The organism is Stygiolobus sp. CP859M, assembly GCF_037389975.1.
Taxonomy (GTDB): Archaea; Thermoproteota; Thermoprotei_A; order Sulfolobales; family Sulfolobaceae; genus Stygiolobus.
The window spans coordinates 328,615-351,862 of the sequence record NZ_JBBHKS010000007.1; the positions used below are offsets into that span (position 1 = coordinate 328,615).

Sequence of the window (23,248 nt, forward strand, 5' to 3'; positions counted from 1 at the left end):
AAAAATTTTGATTATTTACTTTTAGACATATTTCGTTATATAGTAGGAGAGAATATCTGACTATTTTAAATACTCACGCGAGATCAAATATCGTAATGTTAGTGAGGAAGCCCGTCAGGATGTTATCTGGCGTTACTATCGTATCGATTATGACAGCTCCGCATAGATGCCCTCATGGTAAGTGTATTTTCTGTCCCGGGGGCGTTGAGTATAACACGCCTCAAAGCTACTACGGTAAGGAACCGACTTTGATGAGAGCTATTGAGAACAACTATGACCCGTTTTACCAAGTTCAATCACGTTTAAGGCAGTATGAGTTAAACGGTCATACCCCGAGTAAAGTAGAACTTATAATAATGGGAGGGACTTTTTTAGCTACCCCTTTAGATTACCAAGAGTGGTTTGTGACCCAAGCATTAGAGGGAATGAACAGATATCCGAACCCCACAAAGCCTGGGTTTGTGTATTTGGAAGATGCTCAGGTAAGAAATGAGACTGCTACGGTCAGATGTGTCGGGATGACCGTTGAGACGAAACCGGATTGGGGAAAGGAGAGAGAGGCTAAGCAGATGCTAAGGTTGGGAGTTACTAAAGTGGAACTGGGAGTTCAAACTGTCTATGATGAACTTTTGATGAAGAGTAATAGGGGTCACACTGTAAAAGACTCAATAGAGTCTACAAGGATTCTAAAGGATAAAGGTTTCAAGATAGTCTATCATGTGATGCTAGGTCTACCTGGTTCTGACCCCGATAAGGATCTTGAGGGGTTCAAGAGGCTTTTTTCAGATCCGGACTTCATGCCAGATATGCTGAAGATTTACCCTACTTTAGTGGTCGAGACAGCACCTTTAGCTGAGCTGTGGAAGAGGGGGCTCTACAAGCCTTACGACACTGATACGCTAGTGGAACTGATTTCCGAAATGTATCGATATATTCCCCCGTGGGTTAGGGTAATGAGAGTACAGAGGGACATCCCTGCTCCGATAATCTTAGACGGTAATAAGAAGGGTAATTTGAGGGAGTTAGTGGAGGAGAGGTCGTTGGAGAAAGGTATTAAGATAAATGAGATAAGGTTCAGGGAAGTGGGGATTAAATGGTTACACACGGGTAAATTACCTCAAGGAGAGCCTAAGTTAAAGAAATATGTTTACGAAGCGAGCAGGGGGACGGAGGTCTTCCTCTCCTTTGAATATGATGACGGTACGCTAGTCGGATATTTAAGGTTGAGGAAGCCCTCCGATGTCGAAAAGGTTACTATAGTGAGAGAACTCCATATCTACGGTCTTGAGACTCCGGTGGGTTTGTGGGATGACCTAAGTTTTCAACACAAGGGGTACGGTTCAAAGCTCTTAGCTGAGGCTGAAAGAGTCTCTTCCGAAGAATTTGACGCAAAAAGGATCTTAGTCCTTTCTGGTATAGGTGCTAGAGAGTATTATAGGAAGAAGGGGTATCGTAACTCTTATCCTTACATGGAAAAAGAGTTGGTTTAGGATGATACAATTTGTTCAAGTCCTTTCATAATTTCAGATTCTACATGTTCTGTCCATAACATTTCTGGAACGTCTATGGCAAGGAATAAGGGTGAGAGTATTATAGTCTCTACAGCTGTAACAGCTAAGTTTTGTATCCATTTTCCTATGCCTGCTGTCACTTTTAATTGATTCCCTACCTTCTCGAAGGTAAATGTTAAAGCTCTATCTGCAGCTATTAAATCCCTAAGAATTCCTCCCTTTTGAGCCTGGACTATTGCCTTACCGTTTTCCTCCCTATACTGTGTTTTAAAGCCTTTTTGTTGCAGATATGTTACGAACTGATTTATAATTTGTCCCACGTCTTTTTGTGTAGTATATACCTTTTCTTTTTTAAAGGTTCCCATACGATTATACAGTCTCTCTCACTAAAAAGTTTATTCATAAGAACTTAATTACTATAATAATATAAATTACTAAAGCTAAGAATATAATAATTGTAACAAGTAATAATAATAATTTTAGCCTTTACGAAAAGGTTTTTTAGACGGTAACGAATTAGTCAAACTATGAAAATAGTACGTCCACTATTCCTTTTTATCATAACCTTTGTCGGCGAGGTAGGACTCTTCCTGTTGTTTTCTTCATTTTATAACCCTGCCCTTGCCTCTGAGTTTGGAGGACTTACTGTAATTTATAACGGGTTGGTTTATAAGCCCTATTTTATCGTTCTCTTTACCATCTTTATCCATAACTTAGCAGTAGCTACACTGGATTTTATACCGTTAATGGGAGTCGCGATGATGGTATTTAGTATAATTGAGACGGGATTGGTTGTTGCGATTAGCGGTTCTATTATAGGTACTCCAGGGTTAACTATATCTCTTTATCTCCTAACTTTACCGCACTCTTGGTTAGAATTGCCGGCATATGCAGTAGCCTCAGCTAGTGGTGTCTATTTTCTATTTGACGCGGCTGATAAAGGTTTAAGAAAGGCTCTGGTTAGGTTATTCTACATGTACTTAATGGTAGCGGTAGAACTTTTCGTAGCTGCGAGCTTTGAAGCTGGGGAAATAGTAGACAAGCCTTACGGTCTATTACCCTACTTGTTTTGGATCCCGGCTTTGCCTGCATTTTATTTTCTTATAACTTTCTACAAGTACTTTCAAAAGCTAGCGGATTGTAGCTAATAAAACAGCCGTAAGGACTGCAGCTATCCCCAAAATTAAAGCGTAAGTCGGGAAAGCCGGTTTTTGTGCCCTTGAAGTAGGAAGGCTTTGAGGATAGTAGTATGTTGGTAGAGGCTGAGAGAAGTAATAAGTCGGTTGGTAAAGACTCGGAAAAGTGGGCTGAATGTATAACGGATACCCACACCTCGCGCAATAGTTTGCTATATCCTTGTTAATATGCCCACATCTCGGACATTGTTTCATAAGCTAAAGTCGAACTTCGATATAAAAAATCCTTCCGTATGGTGTACGTTAGGATAAAATCTAACTACCCTCATCCACACTCTACTCTTTTTGTAACCGTAGTTACTTTCATCTAATTTTAGCGGAACTAGATATTTTTCGTATCTCTCTGCATGTCTTTCGCCTTCTTCAGGGAATAAAGAACAAGTGGAGAACACAGTGGGTTTTCTCAACCTTCTAGCCTCCTCTAAGATTATTGCTTGTAATCTTGAGAGCCTTAACATATCGCTCTTATTTAGCCTCAGAAATACTGAAGGGTCGGAGGCAATGGTTCCGCTGTTAGTACATGGTGCGTCGATCAAGATTTTATCAGCTTTTTTCACCGGTAAATTAGCGCCGTCAGCAATAATTAACTCAACGTTCTCTACTCCTAGTCTTCTCATTAGTTGTTTTTGTGTGTTGATCCTCTTCTGTGAAATGTCAACGGCAATTACATAGGACTTGTTGTTAGTTAGTTGCTGGATAAGCGAAGTCTTCATCCCTGGGGCACTACCTACTTCAAGGATTCTCTCACCGGGCTTAGGGTCTAGTACTATCACTGGGTAAACGCTGGCTTTATCTTGTATGACGATTTTCCCTTCTTTAAACTCTTTGAGATCTGAGATCCTCTTGTACGTTTTGATAATTTTATATAGGAAATCAAAGGTATCTTTTTCGACAGTTACGCCTTTTCTTTTAAGTTCTTCTATTGTGCTTTTGATATCTGTTTTAAGTGTGTTTATTCTAATCCAAGTGTCTTTAACGAGTAGTTCGTTACTCGACGCTACACCGGTTACAAGTTTCAATCTTAGTTCCGCCCATTCAGGCGGTTTAAAGGTTATGTTTTTATCGTTATTGAGTAATATTCTCACTATTTCATAGACGTCTCTCCCAGGAAATAAGTAGGAACAGTAGTAATATTTTTTAAGAACTTCCAGAAATTTTCTGTATAAACTTGTTCTCTCTCCCCTTACACCGAGCGATTTATAAGCTATATCAAAAGCCCTTTCGGGAGAAATCTTATTCTTAAGTATAAGGCTTATAGCCTTAGCGTAAAGTTTTTCTTCCATTTTATGATGGTTACAATTCTTTCCCGGTCCTCTTATTATTTTTGCCGAGCTTTATGCTTTGTTGATCTCTTCAATTTATTTCATAAGCATGATATGATACATTGAGAATTTTTTAAATTAATATTTATTCAACGTTATTTGCAAGCTTACACTCTAATACCCGGAGCTCTACCAACTAAGGAATTAGCCAAGTGGAGCATCCATGCATAAGCCCAGAACTTGAGCTTAGCCTCAACCACTTGTCCTAAAAAGCTTGTAGCCCTAACAGATTCCCCAAAAGTACGCTTCACAGCTGAGAATAGGGACTCAATCCTCCACCTAATACCGTAACCCTTCTCATCCCTCCAACGATTATAGCCCAACCTCTTGAACTCCCTTACGGTCTTACTCCTAGTAGGATGGCCACGCCTAGTAGAAGCGTTCTTCCTAGGTGGGACAACGACCTCAACCCCGGTCTTGTAAACCTCATTAGCATCATAAGCTTTATCTCCGTAAAATTTCTTGACCTTCTTTCCCTTATCTTGTAAATCCTTAACTGTCTTTACTGCAGTCTCAACCTCGTTTGTGGTTACTTCGGCGTTTATTATGTTGAATTGGTCTTTATCCATTACTATTCGAGCTTTATTATTGAGCTAACGAGTGTAAGCCTTTTTCTATGTTTAATAATTGTAGACGTTTGGCTTTGTGAAGATAAAGTTAAATACCTAATCGATGGTGATTAACTTGGGTGTTATATTGGCGGAAACTGCTCATAAGGTGCTAGCCGAATCTTTGGGTTCAACAGTTCTTGTGAAATTAAAAGGTGATAAAGTAGTGAGGGGCACATTGAAAAGTTACGATATGCATATGAATTTGGTGTTAGAAAACTCCGAAGAGGTTATGAGTGATGGAAGTACTAGAAAGGTCGGAACTATAATAATAAGGGGAGATAACGTTATTCTAGTGTCACCCATTTAAGGGGTCGGACTTTCATTAAGGTTTCATGAGTTTGTATTCAACCTCTCGTCCTCATTCCCCTTATTTCACTCCCCGTGCCGTCTACGGGAGCGGTAGTTAAACCACTCCCTTCAAGGACATGGGGAGCCTCATCGAACCCATCCTCCCCCTCACATTGCTCATCGAGTTTACTGTAGGGCTCTCTTCTACGTGATAGTATGTAACTACAAAATTTATAAACTCTCAATAGAAGAGCTAGGAATGTTAAATAATATCAAATGACATAAAATTCACGGCTTACAGAAAACTGTTGTCAACGGCATATTTGCTTCCCCATCTTCTAAGTTCCTCATAAATGCTCCTCAATTCCCTACCTTTTTCAGTTAGTTCGTACTTAACCCGAAAGGGTCTATCACTGACTATGGTTCTCTTTATTAAACCCGATTCTTCTAATTCCTTTAGGGTAGTTGAAAGTGTCTTTGAATTTAGTCCAGTCAGTTTTTCCAGTTCGTTAAATCCCTTACCTCCGTCGAATAGGTAATAAATTACTATCATTTTTCTCTCGTTTCCGAAAATTTTAATTGACTCTATTACGGGACATAATTTACTTTTTTCACTTACTTTCATTTCGAAAGTCAGTTATTTGTATATCACTCACTGTATAAATATTTTTCCTTATCTATTATAACTTGCAATGGCTAGGTTAGTAAGGCATGACAAAAACTTTCCTTATCAAGTAAAGGCTAGTAATGGAGAGGTTTTTTACATATGTGCGTGCGGTTTGTCTAAGAATAAGCCTTTCTGTGACGGTTCTCATAAAAGGACGCAAGACGAGAATCCTAATGAAATATACGTATATGACAACGAGAATAGAGTAAAAATCTCCACCTCTTACCCGCAGACGTAAGGTAAAAATGTTTAAGCAGTTTCTAAAATAACTTTCTTTTTCTCAACTAAAGTTTTCTTTAAAGTATCTCTAGTGTTCAGTATGAGTTTATATACATCTTCACTGAGTTTTTTGCTTACTAATTCTTTGTTAGCCCTATACATATAAACTGGTCTTCCCTTCTTACCATCAGTTATTATCTTCTCTCTCTCGATTAGTCCTTTACTTAGCAAGGTGTTAAGTGCCTTGTTAACCGAGGCTTTGCTTACTTTTAGTACTTCCGCTAGTTCGTCTGCCGAATACTTTTGTCCTCTGCTTAACAATATGTGCAATACTTCTACCTCTCCTATTCCGAGTCCGTACATGAACGAAATTACTTCATGAATGTCTACTTCTCTTCCACCGGGGAATTTTATCTTACTTGCCATTTGTTCCACAAATGATTATTTTGCATTCAGAAACTAAAAAACACTATATATTTAAAAATATACATTTGTGTACATTTTAACATAGTTTAAGGGAGCGTTACAAGTTTTTCGTAAATTGATTTATAGGCTTTATTCTTTAAACTTTGATAGAACGTCTTGTAGTTTGGTCTCTAGCTCTTCTTTTTCATGAATAACATTTACATATTTTTCAAGAATTTGTAGAAGTTTATTTCCTTCCTCTGTTACACTGTAATACGAGCTTTTGCCCTCTTGCTCTTCCTTCAAATATCCATTTCTCACAAGTATTTCTAGATATTTTTTTAGCTCTGCAAAATTCAATGCCGAAGCGTACATAATTTTTGTCTTGTTAGTCCTCTCTCTGCACGCGTTTAGGATACTATATATTATCTCAGCTGTGCTCCTTTTCTTAGTCATTAGTTTTGTGATAGAAAGATCAATAATATAAAGTAAACTAACATCTATCAAAATTATATCACTGTATTAATAGTAATTAATTACTTTTGATTAACTCTAACGCTTTATTAAATATCGTGCATTATATGCTATCAGATCTCAGGCTAATAGATAACAAATTTGTAGAGTTATTACTAGAAGAGTATTTCCTAGATAATAACTCTGTCGTTAATGACTTCTATATAGTCAAGGTGGCTGAGGATGTAAGAAGAAAGGTTTACAGATTTAAGGTTTGGTTGTTCAGGTCTCTTGATAATAAAGTTGACGGTTTCGTAGGTTATTTATTCTTTTATAAGACGAAAGTAGTGATTAGATTGCCGGTAGTTAAAGACGTAGATATAAGCGAGGAGTTAATAGATAAGGTCGTAAATCTTTACGAAAAGATCTATCTTAGGAAGAGGATTTATGAATAAGGAAGTCTTTAAGCCACTCTATAGTTTTATCGTCATTATTATTTTCTAAGAAATTTATGAATATGTTAGTGAAATCTTCTTTTGTCCTAGTCCTTTCAGAAATGTCTTTTATTGCTCTTATTGCAGTTACTTTAGCAATCTTGTACTTTTTCTCTTCTTTTTCTCTCAGTAATATTACTGAATCGTTATAAAGTATAATGCGTAAATATAGCAATTCATTTTCATCTATCAAGTCGTATTCGACTCCGTATACTCCCTCAATTAACTTGCTTCCGTCATCAAAGTTTTTCAATATTTTTCTATAATTATCAAAGCTACCTTTTATGATAATTATTCCTAAAGGTCTAAGATATATTTTTAAGGTTTTTACTATTTCTTCCTCTTTACAAATAAATTTCTCGTGTTTTATTAAATGTCTTATATCATCCTCAAATACAACCTTCCCTTTGATCAAGTTACTATTAAAGAGAATGTCAAGTACTGTTAACGCTTCTTTTTCGCATTCCATATGGCTTATTTTGAATATATCTTTTTAAACCCATTTTACCACTTGACACTGTAAATTTCTTGTAGGTTCAAATAATAAGGAAAAGGAAAAGTTCTTTTCAGTATCATTCGTTGAATATAAACCATCCTGTATAAAGCTTTATTATTTTCCCGTAAGTCTTTTCAAGACGTTCTAATACATCTTCAACGTCTTTATATCTGCTTTCTACTTTTATTCCCGTTAGTTCTGTTCCTTCCTTTACAGTCTTGAATTTTATTCCTCTTTCTTTAAATTCTGATAGTAATATCGCAGTTATCCATGTCTGTAAGTGGACGAAGTCGTTCTTAGGTAGCTCTAATATCTCAGAGTTCCCTTCTAATTTTTTAAGGGTATTGATATTATACTCGTAAGCATTATATTCATAATCAAAATATTTCTCGTAAGGGAATAGCCCTATTGCGTTTTTTATTTTTTCCCACTCTTCACCTACCTCTTTCATATACTTATCTCTTTTTTCAAGACCAGTACCGAAGAGTAAGAACACAAGAGATATTGAAGACTTGAGCCCTATGATGTTATATTTCTTCTTAATTAAATTAACTACTTCTGAGAGTAACTCCTCTTCAATCCTTATATAATCGCTTAATCTTAGTAAGTCTCCGTTTAAGGTTCGTCTATTTTCTATAAGAGTTTTTAATTTATTATTCCTACCTTTATCGTCAAGATTTAATACTGCAAAGATTTCTTGGTCTTGAATGTCTCTCTTTATTAGGCACTTACTAATCTGCATCTACAATAATATTAACTAGGATATTAGTATTTAATTTTTACGATAATATTCTACACTAACAATATTTAACTTATTATAGTAAAATTAATATAGCATGTATAATTTACCTTTGATTTCCGGCGATTCCATTACTATTACAGAAAGTTCTCTCCTTACACTCTTAATTTGATTCCTTATGTTACAATTAAAATCTTCCGGAACTAATATAATTATGTTCTTTACGTCTTTTGGAATACTGAAGTTTATGAATTTCCCCCAATCAATTACCAGTGAAATACTCACAGATAGTTCATGAGTCACATTAAATTTCGAAATGTGATCCCTAATCATGTCATTCTTTATGACTTCTAGTATCTGCATCTCTGTAGTCTTATTACATAAGCGGTTTACAAATATAAGTATTTTCCATAAATCTTTTATAAAAAGGGGTAGCAAAATTTTAATTTGTCTATAAGTAAAATTAGTTAGACGCTGGGATACTGAGCGGTGATTATAGGACCACCGGACTGATATATGATGTTTTAGGACAAACTCATTTAAATTGAGAACGAGATAGGAGTAACGTGAAATGTGCGTTCGTATTCAGGCGTGATTTAAGAATATATGATAATACAGGGTTAGTTGAAGCTTCTTATGATTGCGATGAGATAATTCCTTTGTTCATAGTTGATCCTAGGCAAATGTTACACAACAATTACAAATCGGAGTTTGCGTCATCTTTTATGATAAACTCGTTAGTAGAGCTTGACACAGAGTTGAGGACTAAATGGGATGCAAAATTAAACGTGTTCTTTGGTAATGCTGAAGAGGTTATAAAGAAGTTAGACGTAAACGCAATCTACGTGAATGAGGATTACACACCTTTTGCTATACAAAGAGACGAAAAAATGAGAGAAAACGCTTTGTCTAAAGGGATAAAGTTTCTCTCATTTACCGATGTGTTATTATCTCCTAAAGAATTAAAGCCAACTAGGAGTTTTTCAGCATTTTATAAAAAGGCATTACAGTATAAGGTTAGAGAGCCTAGAGATGTTAGGGATGGAGTAAATTTTACCGTTATGGAAGACAGCATGGATGTGGACTTTTTGAAATCTTTCATAAAAGTTGAGTCTCCACTACTTAAAGGAGGTAGATCTGAAGGGTTAAAGTTACTTGAGAGAAAGGTGGATTTTAAAAGGAGGGATTATCCTGCGGAGAAGAACTACACTATGTTGTCCCCCCATTTGAAGTTCGGAACTTTGTCTATTAGGGAAACTTATTACAAGAAGAGGGATGATCCTGCGTTTATAAGGGAGCTATATTGGAGGGATTTTTACACGCTCTTAGCTTATTATAACCCTTATATTTTCGGACACTGTTACAGAAGGGAATTTGATTCGATAAATTGGGAGAATAATGAAGAGTATTTTGAAGCTTGGAAACAAGGTAGAACCGGTTATCCAATAGTCGATGCTGCTATGAGGGCTTTAAATAATTCTGGCTTTATCAACGGTAGACTTAGAATGATAGTTGCATTCTTCTTGACGAAGGTATTATTTGTGGATTGGCGGTGGGGGGAGAAGTATTTCGCAACTAAACTCATCGATTATGACCCAGCGATTAACAACGGGAATTGGCAATGGGTAGCGTCTACAGGAACGGATTACATTTTCAGGGTTTTTGACCCATGGAAACAACAAGAAAAGTTTGATCCCGAAGCAAAGTTTATAAAAGAGTGGATAGAGGAATTAAGGGATTACCCCCCTTCGGTTATACATAAGGTATATGAGTATAATATACCAGCTTATCCTAAACCTATTGTTGACTGGAGAGAAAGAGTAGAGTTTGTAAAAAGAGTTTTTAGATTTGAACAATAGTACAATTTATGGAAAAACCTGGGAATGTGAAACTTTTTATTTCTAGTCTTATTTCGTTACCAATCCTAGTGTCTTATGGCTTGATATTCAAGGATATTTACGTGGTCCCCGGAATAATAGCAGTAGTACTCAGTCTTAGATCTGCCTACAAAAGAAAATTCTCGAAATACACGTTCTTGGCATCAGCAATTTCAAGCTTTGTCAGTTTCCCCAGTCCTTTACTTGTGTTCTCTATTTTGGTAGTAGTTTACGCTTTTTATGAGTATTATTCCGGTTCTCTTATAGCTGGGATAATTGAGATTATCCTAATAGCAATATCAACTTTATACGCTGTTATTCCTCCCTATACGGTTCCGTTTTACATTATAGGTCTTGTGACTTCTTTACCATTGACTTATGTAACCGTTATGAATTTGAGGGCATATAGAGGTAAGGACTTCACAGTTGTAACGTTTAAAGCTAATGGCTTGCCTAAAGGTCTATCTTGGTTTGTAGATCTCAACGGTAGTGTAATTCCTACATCCGATTCGGAGATAAACATAATCAGTGAGGGAGGCTCTTGGGTCACATGCCCCGTAAAAGACGGTAACGAGTATTATATTCCGTTAAATTACAAGGGTTTTGTAAGGGCTGGAGACTCTGTCGAAATCGTATTCAAAAAAGTTACAGATGCGAGTACTTTGAATAAATATGAAGAATGTGTGGTCGTCTTTGTTCCGGTAAACTTACCTAAGGAGTTAAACTTCTTTATCTTAGTAAACGGCCATAAGTATACCGGAAGGGAGAGGATTACGGTCCCGGTCTTTGACCATACATTTATTAAATGGGAAGTGGACCGTATAGCCTACGGTGACGTGGTTTTTGAGCCTAAACAAAAAACCGGTACAGCTATCAGAGGCTCTGTTGTAGGTTTAGAGTTCGAACCGAAAATAGATAAGAGGTCATTAGACATTAAAAATTGGGATCCTAAGGCGTGGGTAGGCTCCATGCTTTACGGTTATAGTGTAGTAGACACGGTTAGCGAAGGCGGTAGTAGTTACGTCGTAAAGGCTGAAAAGGACGGAAAGTATTATGCCGTAAAAATACTTAAGCCGAATTTTTCGAGGTCTCAAACCGTAGCGATTAGGGAGTTTACGGACTTGTTCAAAGAGTCCAACAACCTAGTTAAGTTAAGTAATAACAGTCCCTACCTCGTTAAGATCTCAGGGATCTTTGCAGATGTTAACCAAATAGGCTCGGTTCTAAGGGGCGATACTGAGACTTATTTGAAATACCCTCCTGCTATTGTTATGGAGTTTATGGACGGAGGGACTGCTAAAGACCTTTTTCAAATTTATTTTTCTAGCTCCAAAGAGTGGTACGAGATCGTTAGGTTTATCGTAAAGCATACAGCAATAGCATTAGACTATATACACTCTAACGGATACGTTCACTTAGATGTGAAACCTCAGAACATATTCTTGTCAGAAAAAGTTGGCGGAACTTTAGATGATATAGCAAAAGTGTTGAGTTCTGGAAAAGTCTTAATTAAACTAGGTGATTTAGGTTCTGCTGTGAGAATAGGAGAAAAGTTCTTTCAAGCTACACCTGCATACTGTTCTCCTGAGCAGTTAGAGTATGCTATATTAGGCTTAGGCGCTAAGGTAGAATTTGATATTTTCAGTCTAGGAATGACCACATATTATATGCTTACGGGCAGGGAGTCCCCCGTTAGTAGATACTTAGATGAGGCAATAGACCTTTATAACGGAAATGATGTAGGTAGTGCATTGAAACGTATCGACGAAGCCAAGATTGTTCTAAGATCTTGGAATATAGACCTTCCATCTAATGTACCGTCTAATTTAAGAAACTTTATAGAAACCTCTATAAAATATAATGTAAAGAGTTTGTTTAATCTAATTAAAAATCTATGATTTACGCGGTTTTAACATATTTTAATTTTAGGTGAAAATAAGTTTTATCAACGTAAATATAATTAAGCAAGAAACATAATTTACTAAATAAGGTATAAATAGATCCTAAGAGGAAATAAGTATAATGGGGCGTGAATTATACTCAATGTCGTTTTATGTAAATATAAAGAAATTAAGAGTAGTAGGATTAATTAAGTTTATGAAAACAAAACAATTCTACGAGGTAAACCAGTTTGAGTGAAAATTTTATATCACTATTAGGGCTCACAACATTTACATTAGCTAATAGTGTAATTATATACAATTTCAGTAAGAAATTAAAAAGACACACAAATTACTTATTAGGAGAAGGGAAAAGTAAACTGATCTTAAAGTTCTTGGAAGAAGGAGTAGAATTTTTTTCTCAAAGTAATCTATCAGAATTACTGGAAGAAATACTGATAGCTAGTAGAGTAGAAGAAGAAATAAAGTTAGATGATATACAGAAAGAAGTAGTAGATAAAGCAAAAGTTATGAATGAAGAGATAAAGAAAATATATAATTTGTCGAGGTTAATGATTAAGATAGACAATATAGCAAAAGAGCTTTCGATCTTTTCTGAACAATTGAGAATCATTTCTATTTTGTTATTCTCTTTACCACTAGCAGATTCAATCTTAAACTTCTATCCAGAGTTTGATAGTTATAAAGTTGACATTCTCTCTTTCACAATAGGAAGTGACCTTCTGGCTATCTTTTACTTAATATTAATAAATTGGTTTTATATAAGAAGACAATTGAAGAAAAGCTGTAAGGAGTTAGAGATTTAAACTGATTTTGTGTATCTTATACTTTCTTACACCTTCGGACAATTTTTAATAATATGTTGTTTTTATTCATCCTATGGTTAAGTATTGTCCCAGATGTGGATATCCAAATAACGACGAGTCCTTGTATTGTCCCAGATGTGGATATCTTCTTGTAACTTTTCCACAGCAAAACACACCAACCACTATGAAATTTGACAATTCTTCTTCTCAGACCGTAAACTTTTCCTCTCTAATTCAATGTCCTAGATGTGGTACTCTAAATGTTCCTCATGCTAACTTTTGCAAGAAGTGTGGATTTCCTCTAAAGCAACCACGACAAGCACAGAGCCAATCACTTCAACAACAGACAATATCTTATCAGCCACCACAACAAACTCTTCCCCAAGTACCTTCCCCACCTCTGCCAGTTAATACTCAAGCTCCTGCTTCATATCAAGAGAGTGTAAAAACTACTAAGAATAGGAGGAAAAAGGTCGTTAAGGCAATAATAGCCGACGTCGCTGTCGTATCTATAGCGCTATTACTCCTTTCAGTTGTGTTACCGTATTTCTTCGACATAATTTTACTTCCACCTCTTTACATACCTCCTCCTGCTATCTCAGTGCACAATCTCACCATTTTCCAGTTGGACAGTGTACTAGGTGCTTCTGGTTGGTCAATAATTATGAACACTAGTAATTTATCTACAATATATTATTACGTCATAGGTCATCAAACTTCGTCTGTGCAAGGGGTAATTGCAGGTAGTTTAGTTGAATATAGTAACTCTGAAGTTAACGTTTATTCCATCTACCTTAATGCGTCTACTAACCAAGCTGCACAAAATATTGTGGCATATGTAACATCTAATGGGCTCTATTATTCTTCTCCTAACACATTAAAATATACTACCCTAGTTAATGGATATACTGTTTATATAGCAAAAGGCGGAAACTTATTAGTTGGTGTTACCGCTTTCGGAAATTGGGTAGTGATGGTGCTAATATATTCCTCTCCTTCAATTATGTTAAGCTATTCTAGCTCACAGTTAAGCTCTTTAATCGCCGATATGGAAGTAACTAAAACTTTGTAAGCCGTGTTCCTTCGTTATAATTCCTTCCACTATTATAATGGGCATAAAAATAAGCTACGTTCTTAATTCATTAAAAGTTGATCGCTAGTTCTCAAGTTAATTTTAGATTGTTATAAAATAACAGTTTTAGAGTTTCCTAAACTTGTTAGCTTGTAGGGGATAAGGAGGACTAATCTGGTATTAGCCTTAGTTGTTACTTGTTGTAGAAGAAGGCTGATTTGTAAACAATGTAATTATTAAGCTAGAGAAGGGAGTATAAATAATTTTACCGTGTAATAATTATTTTCTTATCATCTCGTCTCTTGTTTTTACTCAAATATCTGAGTAGATTTCCACCAACTCTTTGAACAAAAATGCACTTGGTCTGGGTCTAAAGTCCAATTCAAATAAGCCGAACTTCATTTCATAGCCAAAGTTCCATTCGTAATTATCTATTATAGACCAGTACATGTAAGCCTCTACTTTAACCCTGGAATTTTTTATTGCCTCCAGATGTTGAAGAAGGAAGTTTGGTCTTAGTTTATCCTTGGAATCGGCTATTCCGTTTTCGGTAATATATATAGGTTTGTAAAATCGACTTACTTTTCTTAATACTTCTTCTAAGCCTTTAGGATATAATTCCCATCCATAATCCGAGGTCGGATTACCGTCTAGGGAAGTTGAGTTAGGTTGGCAAAATACACCATATCCCTTCTTGGGGCTTCCGTTTTTATCATAGACTATTCTTGAGTAGTAATTCACTCCTATCCAATCTACTTTGACCTTCTCTAGGAAGGAATAAACAGTTTCTTCCATTCTGTCGTTTCCCTGAACATATGGAAAGTTGTAGACAAGCCCTACTTTTAAGCCCTTAAATTCATCATATATTAAGTTATGAGCTGTTATAACGTTTAATAACGCTTTCTGATAGGCAATTTTGCTAGTTACACCCGGAGGGAATATTCCGCTAAGATAAGAGAAGTTAATCAGTATATTGGGTTCGTTGAAAGTGCACCACAAATCAACATATTCTGAATAAGTGTCACGGATAAACTTTGCAAAGGATAGGAATTTTCTTACGGTGTTCTCGTCGTACCAACCCAGCTTTCCTTTGGTAAGAAGATAGTCGCGTGCGATAATGGGCTGATGTATCCATAGAGGAAGGTCGAAGTGATTTAAGCAAAGAATGATTGTAAACCCCTTGTCTTTTAAGTCTTTCAAGATTTCCTTGTATTTATTGACAGTTTCGTTATCTATTTTATCTTCTACTTTAAAAAGCCTACTCCAGCTAGGGTTAAACCTCCAAATACTCGCATTAAGTTTTGAGGCTAAGTCGTGTATAACGGAGTACTTTGATAAGTAAGCATTCATGTAAGGTAAGTAGGGAACCACTTTACCCGTGGATAAATTAACGTCGTCGGTTAACCATTCGTACCAGTCTGAATTTGTGTTTGTCTCTTCAAACTGAAAAGCTGACGTAGAAAATCCGAATTTCACAAATTATAAAAACGTTCATAATATTTAACGTTTTAGAATTACTCGACTAAAGTTAAGGAAGACAGTGAAAATTTTCTATTTAATAATGTACTCAGTTCGGGTATTTTAACATCACTTAATTTTTTATGACGAGTAAAAGTATTATCTACTATGCCTTACTATAATAGAAGACTAATTAAGGCGTCCATTGTCAGTATTTCCACCCCTATACTATTACTCTTGTTTTTTCAGTCGTTTTCCTTTCTATATGTTACATTGTTAATAATAACGTCATTGATTTCTATATTAGCATCTTTTAATCGTAATCTAACGTATATAGCCTTTATACTATCATTTTCGGTATCACTTCTCTTAGTTATTTCATCGGGGAACACGAGCATTTTAGGGATTCCTTTTCTGTCTGTGCTACTTGCAGTAATATTAGGTTTACCCGGTTTAGCGATACCATGTGCTTGGGAAGTTATTACTATTGCTTCAGCCCTAGTGGCTTACGAGCTGTCCTCTTATGAACCGTTAATTAATGATTTCACATTACCATTACTATCGTCTACATTTACTACTTTAGCCTTTGCAAATATAATCGCAGCTAGCGGTAAAGGTTATCCTATAGTAATTTTGCAAAAGGGTATACCTGATGGTTTTCAGTGGGAGATAGAGATTAACGGTGTTGTCAGAAAAGTCACTGGACGAAAGCTGGTGTTGAACGAGAAAAGGGTAGAGTTTCATCTCTGTCCCTCCTTCGTGCAAGGTAAATACTATTTGCCAGACAAGATAAGTGGGAACGTGAAAGAGGGGAGAAAGATTGAAATTAATTTCGTTACCAGCGGTACAATACCATACGATAAGTATCCTCACTGTTTTGCTACCTTTTTAGTAACGGGTCTTCCTTCCAATATCCAGTGGAGCGTTAACGTAGGAGGTTATGATTACGTTTCGAGTAGTTCAGCGTCTCCTATCTTAGTTCCTATATTGGGCTCAAAAAACGCTCTGTGGAAGGCGAAAGAGATCAGAATAGGTGAAGTAGTTTTTAAACCTAATGTAGAAAGCGGAATAATAAACAGAGGAGAAAAGATTATTATACCATACACAAGCGTTGTAGAGCCTAAGAGGCCCATTATATTGCCTTCTTTGGATAAGTGGGATCCAAGGGTTTGGGTCGGTAATGATATCTATGGTTATAATGTTCTTTCCGTCCTCGGGGTAGGGGGAAACGGGTACGTTCTAAAGGCTGAAAAGGACGGAACATACTACGCTATAAAAGTATTAAGTATGAGAAATGAGTCTTCACAAACAAGGGCACTAAGTTTCTCATCTTTTGATGACTTATTTCGTGAGTCGGAGAACCTGAAAGAGTTGTCTAAGAACCCACGGTTTGTGAGAATTTACGGCATATATGTTGATATAAATAACATTACATCAGCCTTAAGGGGGAATAGTGAAGCCTACTTCAAATATCCACCTGCAATAATTATGGAATTTATGGAAGGTGGTACTGCCGCAGATCTGATAAAGACTCAATTGGTTAATTACCCGCAATGGCCCATAATTGTTAAGTTAATTATTAGGGAAATAGCTATGGCTTTGAGCTTTTTACACAAAAACGGGTACGTTCACTTAGATGTCAAGCCTCAAAATATATTTTTCGCAAAAAAGGTTGGAAACCAAGTGGACGAGGTCTTGAAGAATCTAACCGTAGTAGGTAACGTGAAGTTAGGTGATTTAGGGTCTGCAGTAAAAGCCGGGCAAAAGTTTAACCAAGCAACTCCCGCTTATAGCCCTCCAGAGCAATTAGAAGCGATAGTGTTGGGAAAAGGGGCGAATCCGTCTATGGACGTATTTTCCTTAGGGATTACAGCTTACTATCTCCTGACACTACATAACGATAACCCTGCAATTCCCTATCTTAATAAAGCCTCTGATCTGTTTATCAGTGGTAGAATAAACGAGGCACTGGGTTACATTAACCAAGCTAAGGTTGTTCTAGCCTCTTGGCGCCCTCAATTGCCTCCTAATACTCCTCAAGAGCTTGTTAACGTTATTTACGGTTGTATAAGTACCGATTTCACGAAGAGGTATACGAGTGAACAAGTCGCTTATCTTCTCTCTAAATGATTTTTTAAACACATACGATTCTACATACTTTTATGGAAACAGATGTAATAATAATAGGGGCGGGTGGTGGAGGATATCCGGGTGCATTCAGACTAGCCAGATCTGGGTACAGAGTAGTAATCATAGATCCTAAAGGAGAACTAGGAGGTAACTGCCTTTTTTCAGGGTGTATCCCGTCAAAGACTATTAGAGAACTAGCACAGATAGTCTGGAGAAATAACCGAATTCTGAAAGCTAATTTAAAACCGGACTTCTCCCTAATTCAGGATCACAAGGATCGTGTTCAGGAAATAAGGTATATGCAGCATAGAGAGGAATTAAAGGAATTCAGAGACAATATAGAGCTAATAAGAGGAAAGGCAAAGTTAATAGATAATAAGACAGTAGAAGCCGAAACCGAGAATGGAATGATCGAGGTTAAGGGTAGGTACTTAGTCATATCAACTGGAAGTGAACCTGTTAAGCCGAAATTCCCTGGGTCTGAATTCTCGATAACAAGTGACGATCTTTATGGCTACAGAACGTCCTTGAGAAGACTTCCTGACGATATAACAATAGTAGGAGGAGGTTACATTGCACTCGAGACTGCTACTATCCTTAAGGCGTTAGGCTACAACGTTAGACTGCTAGTAAGGAGCGATAAAGTACTCAAGGGTTTCGAAAGCGAAATAGTAAACACGTTATTACCTCTATTAGGCTTAGAAATAATGTATAACTCCCCTATCTTGGAAATCAAAAAGATAGGGGAACAAGAGTTTGAGGTCTTCTATAGTGACGGTAAGGGGAATAAGAAGAGTTTAAAAACTGGACTAGTTATGCTTGCTACGGGTAGGAAACCCGTTTTACCCGAGGGTGCTGGAGGAATTTTAGCACTAGATAGTAAAGGTCATATAAGTGTCGACGACTCCATGAAAACAAACTTACCTAATGTCTTTGCAACTGGTGATGTCAATGGAAAGGCTCCATATTTTCACGCTGCTGTAAGGATGTCGATTGCTGCAGCTTATAACATTATGAGTAATGGCACGCCAGCGGACTACGTGGACTTCAAGAGTATTCCAGTAACTATCTTCACAATTCCGCCAGCTTCTTACGTAGGAATTATGCCTTCCGAAGCAAAAAGAATGGGGATCAGCTTCATTGAGGCTTCTTACGAGTTAAAGAATGATCCTATGGCACAAATGTATGACGAGATGGGCGGAGTTTTAAAACTTTACTTTGAACGTGGTAGTTTGAGGTTAATAGGGGCCTGGATCGTAGGTGTTCATGCAGGGTTTGCTATTAACGAGTTAGGACAAGCTGTAGCCCACGGATTGACAGCTAGGGATTTGGCTGAATTCGCAGACCAACACCCTACGACGAATGAACTTATAGCATATATTGCAAGAAAAGTTCTATGACTTTTTTAAAATACTTTTAAAAAATTCTCCTTGAAGCGTAAGAATATCCTATCTCAGATTTAAGACCTTCTTTGTACGCTACATAAGAGATTACATACCCAATGCCGAGTGCTATAGCTAGGATGGCTATTACGTCTATAATGGAAAAGTCACTGGAATCTACGGCTCTCCTTATGCTTTTCCAAGCTGAAAGGAAGCCCGCGATATATTCCCACGCATCTGCTATAGTTGCAAAGGCGTTATAAACGCTTATTATTCCAGCTGTCCAGCTTCTTCCCCTTACTGTGGCTACAACGCTTAGGGTTGTAGCTATTACTCCCCACATTATTATTGCTAGTCCGAAAAATAGGAAGTCGAATCCTAAAATGAATGTTGTAGTTGATATCGAGATGTAACCTAAGTATGCTAGTATAAATGTGATTATTGTCGCGATTACATAACTTACTGGCAAGAATCCTCCCAAAAAGAATACTAAAGTTCCTAATCCTTTTCTGTAACTAGATATTTTCCCCGCATTATAACTGTTCCATATAGAGATTGCAAAATCGAAGATTAGTATTAATATTCCTATTATTAACCCTATATCCATGAGTAGTCACTCAATATTCTTACTTTAAAAGTTATTCGAATAATTTAAACCTAGTTGAGAATCTTGCAAAAGTTCATTTATAGGTCATGAGAATCCTTCTAGAGTTTGTTATAATCTAAATATAAGTGTAGAGCTATAACGCTTAAATAATTACGTAGGGTTCAGCAGTTCGTCATAGAAAGTAAGTTGCTAAGAAGTCACTTCACGAAACTTAAAAACCTCCATAAGGTAAATTAATCATAATGACTATCAGGGATGAAATTACGTATGCCAGAATAAGCTACAACGACTTTATTGTGTCTTATTACAGATTAGAGAAAGGCGATCTAAGATTGTCAGCATTTAGGGCGTATAAAGCAGAAAGGAGGCTGTTACAATCATTAGCTATGCGCCATAATCTTCATAGAAAAGATATAAGGTGTGCAGTGCCCAAAAAGGAAATGTTACAAGTATCGAAACAGTTGGATAAAATTTATCGCAATATATATCAGTTTACGGAGATGGCTCTATCCTTATTCGAACAATATAAAGAAAACAAAGTGGATAAAAAAGTATAATCTTACTTCTGGTCTCGTTAAACTATGAATGGGTTTCACCATATCTCACGAAGGAACAAGTTGATAGAATAAAGATGATTAAATGCCAAATGATGAAAGGTTTAAAATAACAACTTAAATGGAGGATATCGGTAACTTAGAGATAATCTGGTTGTAATGAAATTAGCTCTTGTTAAGGCATATCTCGCTAAAATATCTTTGTATAAAATGTTATAAGTTATTCGAGGTCGTTATAAGCTGAAGAATAGACAGATATTGATATACAGTTATGTTAAAGCTAACGGTTTTAACTATAGTTAGGACGGATAGATTGGAAGTTTGGTTAGAGTAACCAACCCAATAACTTGAATTTCCAATCCAATAGAAAGGTCCTTCAGTGCCGCTGAAGCCCTGAGTACTTGAATAGATCTCGTAAGGGACTTGGAAATTAGGTTGAGTATAATAAGCCTTAATTATAAGTAAAGTGGTTTTGCCACTGTAATTATCTTCATAAAAATACACGAAAGCCTTGGTAAACTCGATGACATCACGATTATTAGAACTATTCAGAAATATTTCTCCTAAATTTGATTTGAGGAAATTATTCCTTTCTAAGGTTAATGAAGTCCCGTTAGAAAATGTAATTACAAACATAGAGTCTTGTCGAGATACTACAGCACTAACAACTTGAGTCCAGTTACCTTGCGTAATTACGTTAAGTGCGCCGGTGTTAATAGACGGTGGAATTGGTACTGAGATAAGCGTCGGGGCTAAGAATAACGTCGATATCATAACTAGAATAGAAATTACGAAAGAGAGTACAATATTTACTGTATTCTTGCCACTACTTGTTTTATAGCTCATTTTTATACTATCTAATCGTCTTAGCTCTAACGCTAATAAATATTAAGTTTTGACAATATTTTCTCCTTGCTGTATTCGGATAAAGTTAATAGATTTGAAAATAGGAAATTTTGCTAATGAAGAAAGTATTTCAAGGTGTAAATGTAAACCTTCAAATGTTAGCTGTACAGCTTTTTCAGTGGTTTAGTTTTAAAGGGTATCAGTCTCAGTATTACGGTGCAGGGAATTACTATATAGTTCAGGCTAAAAAAGAAGGTTTTTTGAGACATTTTTTTGCTGCGGATAGGGCTTTCACAGTCAAGCTCTTTGGTGGCCAGGGATACCTTGAAGCAGAAACGGGAGTGGCTAACTGGGTGAAAGCTGAAGACGTTACTGAGGCATTCTTAGGTGACTTAATATTAGGACCTGTAGGACTCTTAGTAGAAGCTGGAGAAGGACTGTGGAATATCGAGATAGAGCATGAAATCATGAAAGAGATAGAGAGGCTTATAAGCAGTGGTGCCGTAAGTACTATGCCACAGCCTGGCTATCAGTATGGGTATCAGACCACAATGCCTTATTATGCTCAACCTTACACTCAACCCTACCAGTTTAACCAGGTCAAAGTATGTCCTTCATGCGGATATCGGAACCCTGGAAATGCTAGGTTCTGTACTAATTGTGGAAGTCCGTTATAATTTTTTATTTTTAAGAAAAATTTGAAATAAAACTAATTAAAGAATAAGTTAGTAGTCAGAAGATAATTTAAATATATACGTTAAAAATATTGTATGGTATCAAACAGAACACTACTTCTATTGGTTGTAGTATTAGGTGTATTAATGGGTGCTGTGGATTCTACTATAGTCATCTTAGCACTACCTACAATCGTGACAGATCTTCATTCTAATCTCTTCACAATGATCTGGGTTATATTGATTTATTTATTAGAAGCTGCTGTGTTAACTACCCAATTAGGGAGACTAGGAGACTCTTATGGAAGGGCTAAGGTATACAACTCAGGTTTCATTATCTTCACCATCGGTTCTGCCTTGTGCGGAGTATCTCCTTCAGCGTATTTTCTCATCGGCTCTAGAGGCGTTCAAGCTCTGGGAGCCTCTATGATGCAGGCTAACAGTGGAGCGATTATTTCAGACCACTTTCCTCCTAATGAAAGAGGCAAGGCCTTCGGTTATACTTCAATAGGTTGGAACGTAGGGGCTGTGTTAGGAATAGTGCTAGGTGGAATAATAACAACGTTGATAGGATGGAGATACATATTCTACATTAATGTCCCTATAGGTGTTGTAGCATCCCTTTTAGGGTTTAGAGTAGTGAAGGACGTAAATAGGGTAAAAAGAGACGTTGATGTATATGGGGTCATCCTCTTCGGAACGGCGTTATCTCTGATAACTTACGGAAGCGCTGACATGGCGGGCGAAGGATTGGCGTTAAAAAATGAGATACTAATATTAATAGGATTAGGACTTCTATTTCCCTTTATAGTGATAGAAAAAAGAGCTAAAGCCCCGCTTATAGACTTTAGTGTCTTTAGAAATAGAGTCCTTACAGCTTCTTTATTGGCATCGTTTTTCCAGAGTACGGGGTACTTGTCTACAGCCTTTTTGTTAATCATGTATTTGCAAGGAATAAGGGGCTTATCTCCTTTGAACGCTTCTTTATTGCTTGTCCCGGGATATGTAATAGCGAGTATGGTAGGTCCTTTAGCTGGTAGACTTTCGGATAAGATTGGGGCTAGAACTCCTGCCACAGTAGGGATAGGTTTGATGACATTAGTATCGTTCCTTTATTCCTATACGTTAAATTTAGACACTCCTCTAATCTATATCGTAGGCTTATCCGTTATAGGTGGGTTAGGTTCTTCTCTCTTCTACCCAGCTAACAACAGCGCAGTAATGGCCAATACACCTAAACACTCTTATGGTAGTATTTCTGGTATGTTAAGGACTTTAAGCAACACGGGTATCTTAATGAGTTACGTGATCTCGATTACAGCGGCATCCCTTACAATTCCGCGTTATGTAGCTTTTCAGGTCTTTCTGGGCACTTCTGACCTTATAGGTGGTGTAGCTGGCAAATTTATAAACGGTTTACGGCAGTTATGGGACTTTAACGTAACTTAAAGATTTTCATCAGTCCAAGTGGTCCACCTAAATAACGTTCAACGAACCTGAGGAACGCCTCCACGCTCCTCAGGTTCAGCTCCCCTATCAG

Annotated in this window: 27 protein-coding genes and 2 pseudogenes; 14 read left to right on the forward strand and 15 right to left on the reverse strand. The window is 36.8% G+C overall.

Going from position 1 to position 23,248, the window contains the following annotated elements; genetic code table 11:
• Window positions 1-62: 62 nt before the first annotated feature.
• Window positions 63-1,490 carry an elongator complex protein 3 gene (locus WIW72_RS03385; RefSeq protein WP_337701251.1) on the forward strand — a complete coding sequence of 476 codons (1,428 nt, stop codon included), beginning with the start codon at window positions 63-65 and terminating at the stop codon, window positions 1,488-1,490.
• Here WIW72_RS03385 and WIW72_RS03390 read toward each other — a convergent pair.
• Window positions 1,487-1,876, reverse strand: coding sequence for a hypothetical protein (locus WIW72_RS03390; protein WP_337701187.1), 390 nt, complete (start codon window positions 1,874-1,876; stop codon window positions 1,487-1,489). The two genes, WIW72_RS03385 and WIW72_RS03390, sit on opposite strands and share 4 nt — an antisense overlap.
• A gap of 162 nt (window positions 1,877-2,038) precedes the next feature.
• On the opposite strand from WIW72_RS03390, the gene WIW72_RS03395 reads away from it, so the two are divergent.
• Window positions 2,039-2,659: a stage II sporulation protein M gene (locus WIW72_RS03395; RefSeq protein ID WP_337701189.1), complete on the forward strand. Its 621-nt coding sequence runs from the start codon at window positions 2,039-2,041 to the stop codon at window positions 2,657-2,659.
• On the opposite strand, the gene WIW72_RS03400 is transcribed toward WIW72_RS03395, so the two are convergent.
• From WIW72_RS03400 to WIW72_RS03410, 3 genes and pseudogenes are all read right to left on the reverse strand, one after another.
• Window positions 2,642-2,902 carry a zinc-ribbon domain-containing protein gene (locus tag WIW72_RS03400; protein ID WP_337701191.1) on the reverse strand — a complete coding sequence of 87 codons (261 nt, stop codon included), beginning with the start codon at window positions 2,900-2,902 and terminating at the stop codon, window positions 2,642-2,644. The two genes, WIW72_RS03395 and WIW72_RS03400, sit on opposite strands and share 18 nt — an antisense overlap.
• On the reverse strand, window positions 2,899-3,990 hold the full coding sequence (locus WIW72_RS03405; RefSeq protein ID WP_337701193.1) for an RsmB/NOP family class I SAM-dependent RNA methyltransferase: 1,092 nt from the start codon (window positions 3,988-3,990) through the stop codon (window positions 2,899-2,901). The genes WIW72_RS03400 and WIW72_RS03405 overlap by 4 nt, the downstream gene beginning before the upstream one ends.
• Before the next feature lie 146 nt (window positions 3,991-4,136).
• Window positions 4,137-4,613 (reverse strand): annotated as a pseudogene (locus WIW72_RS03410) (transposase); the annotation flags it as partial.
• Between the two features lie 112 nt (window positions 4,614-4,725).
• Here WIW72_RS03410 and WIW72_RS03415 point away from each other — a divergent pair.
• The gene (locus WIW72_RS03415) at window positions 4,726-4,947 is read left to right on the forward strand and encodes an LSM domain-containing protein (RefSeq protein WP_156005822.1); all 222 of its coding nucleotides are present in this window, start codon (window positions 4,726-4,728) and stop codon (window positions 4,945-4,947) included.
• Window positions 4,948-5,223: 276 nt separating this feature from the next.
• On the opposite strand, the gene WIW72_RS03420 is transcribed toward WIW72_RS03415, so the two are convergent.
• Window positions 5,224-5,553, reverse strand: coding sequence for a winged helix-turn-helix transcriptional regulator (locus WIW72_RS03420; protein WP_337701195.1), 330 nt, complete (start codon window positions 5,551-5,553; stop codon window positions 5,224-5,226).
• 67 nt (window positions 5,554-5,620) lie between these two features.
• Between WIW72_RS03420 and WIW72_RS03425 the strand changes: the two genes are divergently transcribed.
• The gene (locus WIW72_RS03425; RefSeq protein ID WP_337701197.1) at window positions 5,621-5,833 is read left to right on the forward strand and encodes a CDGSH iron-sulfur domain-containing protein; all 213 of its coding nucleotides are present in this window, start codon (window positions 5,621-5,623) and stop codon (window positions 5,831-5,833) included.
• Between the two features lie 11 nt (window positions 5,834-5,844).
• On the opposite strand, the gene WIW72_RS03430 is transcribed toward WIW72_RS03425, so the two are convergent.
• Both WIW72_RS03430 and WIW72_RS03435 read right to left on the reverse strand, forming a co-directional pair.
• Complete coding sequence (locus WIW72_RS03430) at window positions 5,845-6,240, reverse strand: helix-turn-helix domain-containing protein (protein WP_337701199.1); 396 nt, start codon at window positions 6,238-6,240, stop codon at window positions 5,845-5,847.
• Window positions 6,241-6,369: 129 nt separating this feature from the next.
• Entirely contained in the window at window positions 6,370-6,675 is a 306-nt protein-coding gene (locus tag WIW72_RS03435; RefSeq protein ID WP_337701202.1) for a DUF4364 family protein, read from the reverse strand.
• Between the two features lie 125 nt (window positions 6,676-6,800).
• Between WIW72_RS03435 and WIW72_RS03440 the strand changes: the two genes are divergently transcribed.
• Complete coding sequence (locus WIW72_RS03440) at window positions 6,801-7,127, forward strand: hypothetical protein (RefSeq protein ID WP_337701204.1); 327 nt, start codon at window positions 6,801-6,803, stop codon at window positions 7,125-7,127.
• Here WIW72_RS03440 and WIW72_RS03445 read toward each other — a convergent pair.
• The 3 genes from WIW72_RS03445 to WIW72_RS03455 all read right to left on the reverse strand — a co-directional run bounded on the left by WIW72_RS03445 (window position 7,105) and on the right by WIW72_RS03455 (window position 8,764).
• Window positions 7,105-7,635 (reverse strand): hypothetical protein, encoded by a 531-nt coding sequence (locus tag WIW72_RS03445; RefSeq protein ID WP_337701206.1) that lies wholly within the window; start codon window positions 7,633-7,635, stop codon window positions 7,105-7,107. The two genes, WIW72_RS03440 and WIW72_RS03445, sit on opposite strands and share 23 nt — an antisense overlap.
• A 103-nt stretch (window positions 7,636-7,738) precedes the next feature.
• Window positions 7,739-8,404 (reverse strand): hypothetical protein, encoded by a 666-nt coding sequence (locus WIW72_RS03450; protein WP_337701207.1) that lies wholly within the window; start codon window positions 8,402-8,404, stop codon window positions 7,739-7,741.
• Between the two features lie 84 nt (window positions 8,405-8,488).
• Window positions 8,489-8,764 (reverse strand): DUF4898 domain-containing protein, encoded by a 276-nt coding sequence (locus tag WIW72_RS03455; protein ID WP_337701209.1) that lies wholly within the window; start codon window positions 8,762-8,764, stop codon window positions 8,489-8,491.
• A 203-nt stretch (window positions 8,765-8,967) separates the two neighbouring features.
• On the opposite strand from WIW72_RS03455, the gene WIW72_RS03460 reads away from it, so the two are divergent.
• The 4 genes from WIW72_RS03460 (at window position 8,968) to WIW72_RS03475 (ending at window position 14,057) form a co-directional block, all read left to right on the forward strand.
• Complete coding sequence (locus tag WIW72_RS03460; RefSeq protein ID WP_337701211.1) at window positions 8,968-10,260, forward strand: cryptochrome/photolyase family protein; 1,293 nt, start codon at window positions 8,968-8,970, stop codon at window positions 10,258-10,260.
• A gap of 8 nt (window positions 10,261-10,268) precedes the next feature.
• Window positions 10,269-12,176 (forward strand): protein kinase domain-containing protein, encoded by a 1,908-nt coding sequence (locus tag WIW72_RS03465; RefSeq protein ID WP_337719598.1) that lies wholly within the window; start codon window positions 10,269-10,271, stop codon window positions 12,174-12,176.
• A 233-nt stretch (window positions 12,177-12,409) separates the two neighbouring features.
• Window positions 12,410-12,985 carry a hypothetical protein gene (locus WIW72_RS03470; protein WP_337701215.1) on the forward strand — a complete coding sequence of 192 codons (576 nt, stop codon included), beginning with the start codon at window positions 12,410-12,412 and terminating at the stop codon, window positions 12,983-12,985.
• Between the two features lie 73 nt (window positions 12,986-13,058).
• Window positions 13,059-14,057 (forward strand): zinc ribbon domain-containing protein, encoded by a 999-nt coding sequence (locus WIW72_RS03475; RefSeq protein WP_337701217.1) that lies wholly within the window; start codon window positions 13,059-13,061, stop codon window positions 14,055-14,057.
• Between the two features lie 312 nt (window positions 14,058-14,369).
• On the opposite strand, the gene WIW72_RS03480 is transcribed toward WIW72_RS03475, so the two are convergent.
• Together WIW72_RS03480 and WIW72_RS03485 are read right to left on the reverse strand one after the other, a co-directional pair.
• The gene (locus tag WIW72_RS03480; RefSeq protein ID WP_337701219.1) at window positions 14,370-15,533 is read right to left on the reverse strand and encodes a family 1 glycosylhydrolase; all 1,164 of its coding nucleotides are present in this window, start codon (window positions 15,531-15,533) and stop codon (window positions 14,370-14,372) included.
• A gap of 227 nt (window positions 15,534-15,760) precedes the next feature.
• Window positions 15,761-15,913, reverse strand: a complete 153-nt coding sequence (locus WIW72_RS03485) for a hypothetical protein (RefSeq protein WP_337701221.1) — start codon at window positions 15,911-15,913, stop codon at window positions 15,761-15,763.
• 22 nt (window positions 15,914-15,935) lie between these two features.
• Between WIW72_RS03485 and WIW72_RS03490 the strand changes: the two genes are divergently transcribed.
• Window positions 15,936-17,645 carry a serine/threonine-protein kinase gene (locus tag WIW72_RS03490; protein WP_337701223.1) on the forward strand — a complete coding sequence of 570 codons (1,710 nt, stop codon included), beginning with the start codon at window positions 15,936-15,938 and terminating at the stop codon, window positions 17,643-17,645.
• A 32-nt stretch (window positions 17,646-17,677) separates the two neighbouring features.
• Window positions 17,678-19,045: a dihydrolipoyl dehydrogenase gene (locus WIW72_RS03495; RefSeq protein WP_337701225.1), complete on the forward strand. Its 1,368-nt coding sequence runs from the start codon at window positions 17,678-17,680 to the stop codon at window positions 19,043-19,045.
• Window positions 19,046-19,061: 16 nt separating this feature from the next.
• Here WIW72_RS03495 and WIW72_RS03500 read toward each other — a convergent pair whose 3' ends face one another.
• Window positions 19,062-19,634, reverse strand: a complete 573-nt coding sequence (locus WIW72_RS03500) for a hypothetical protein (RefSeq protein WP_337701228.1) — start codon at window positions 19,632-19,634, stop codon at window positions 19,062-19,064.
• Window positions 19,635-19,876: 242 nt separating this feature from the next.
• On the opposite strand from WIW72_RS03500, the gene WIW72_RS03505 reads away from it, so the two are divergent.
• A complete protein-coding gene (locus WIW72_RS03505; RefSeq protein WP_337721230.1) occupies window positions 19,877-20,191 on the forward strand; it encodes a PaREP1 family protein in 315 nt (104 codons plus the stop codon).
• Window positions 20,192-20,401: 210 nt separating this feature from the next.
• Here WIW72_RS03505 and WIW72_RS03510 read toward each other — a convergent pair whose 3' ends face one another.
• Window positions 20,402-21,034 carry a hypothetical protein gene (locus WIW72_RS03510; protein ID WP_337701232.1) on the reverse strand — a complete coding sequence of 211 codons (633 nt, stop codon included), beginning with the start codon at window positions 21,032-21,034 and terminating at the stop codon, window positions 20,402-20,404.
• A 116-nt stretch (window positions 21,035-21,150) separates the two neighbouring features.
• Between WIW72_RS03510 and WIW72_RS03515 the strand changes: the two genes are divergently transcribed.
• A complete protein-coding gene (locus tag WIW72_RS03515) occupies window positions 21,151-21,711 on the forward strand; it encodes a zinc ribbon domain-containing protein (RefSeq protein ID WP_337701234.1) in 561 nt (186 codons plus the stop codon).
• A gap of 93 nt (window positions 21,712-21,804) precedes the next feature.
• Window positions 21,805-23,157 carry an MFS transporter gene (locus WIW72_RS03520; protein ID WP_337701236.1) on the forward strand — a complete coding sequence of 451 codons (1,353 nt, stop codon included), beginning with the start codon at window positions 21,805-21,807 and terminating at the stop codon, window positions 23,155-23,157.
• Here WIW72_RS03520 and WIW72_RS03525 read toward each other — a convergent pair.
• Window positions 23,144-23,248: pseudogene (locus WIW72_RS03525) on the reverse strand (transposase); the annotation flags it as partial. The gene WIW72_RS03520 and the pseudogene WIW72_RS03525 sit on opposite strands and share 14 nt — an antisense overlap.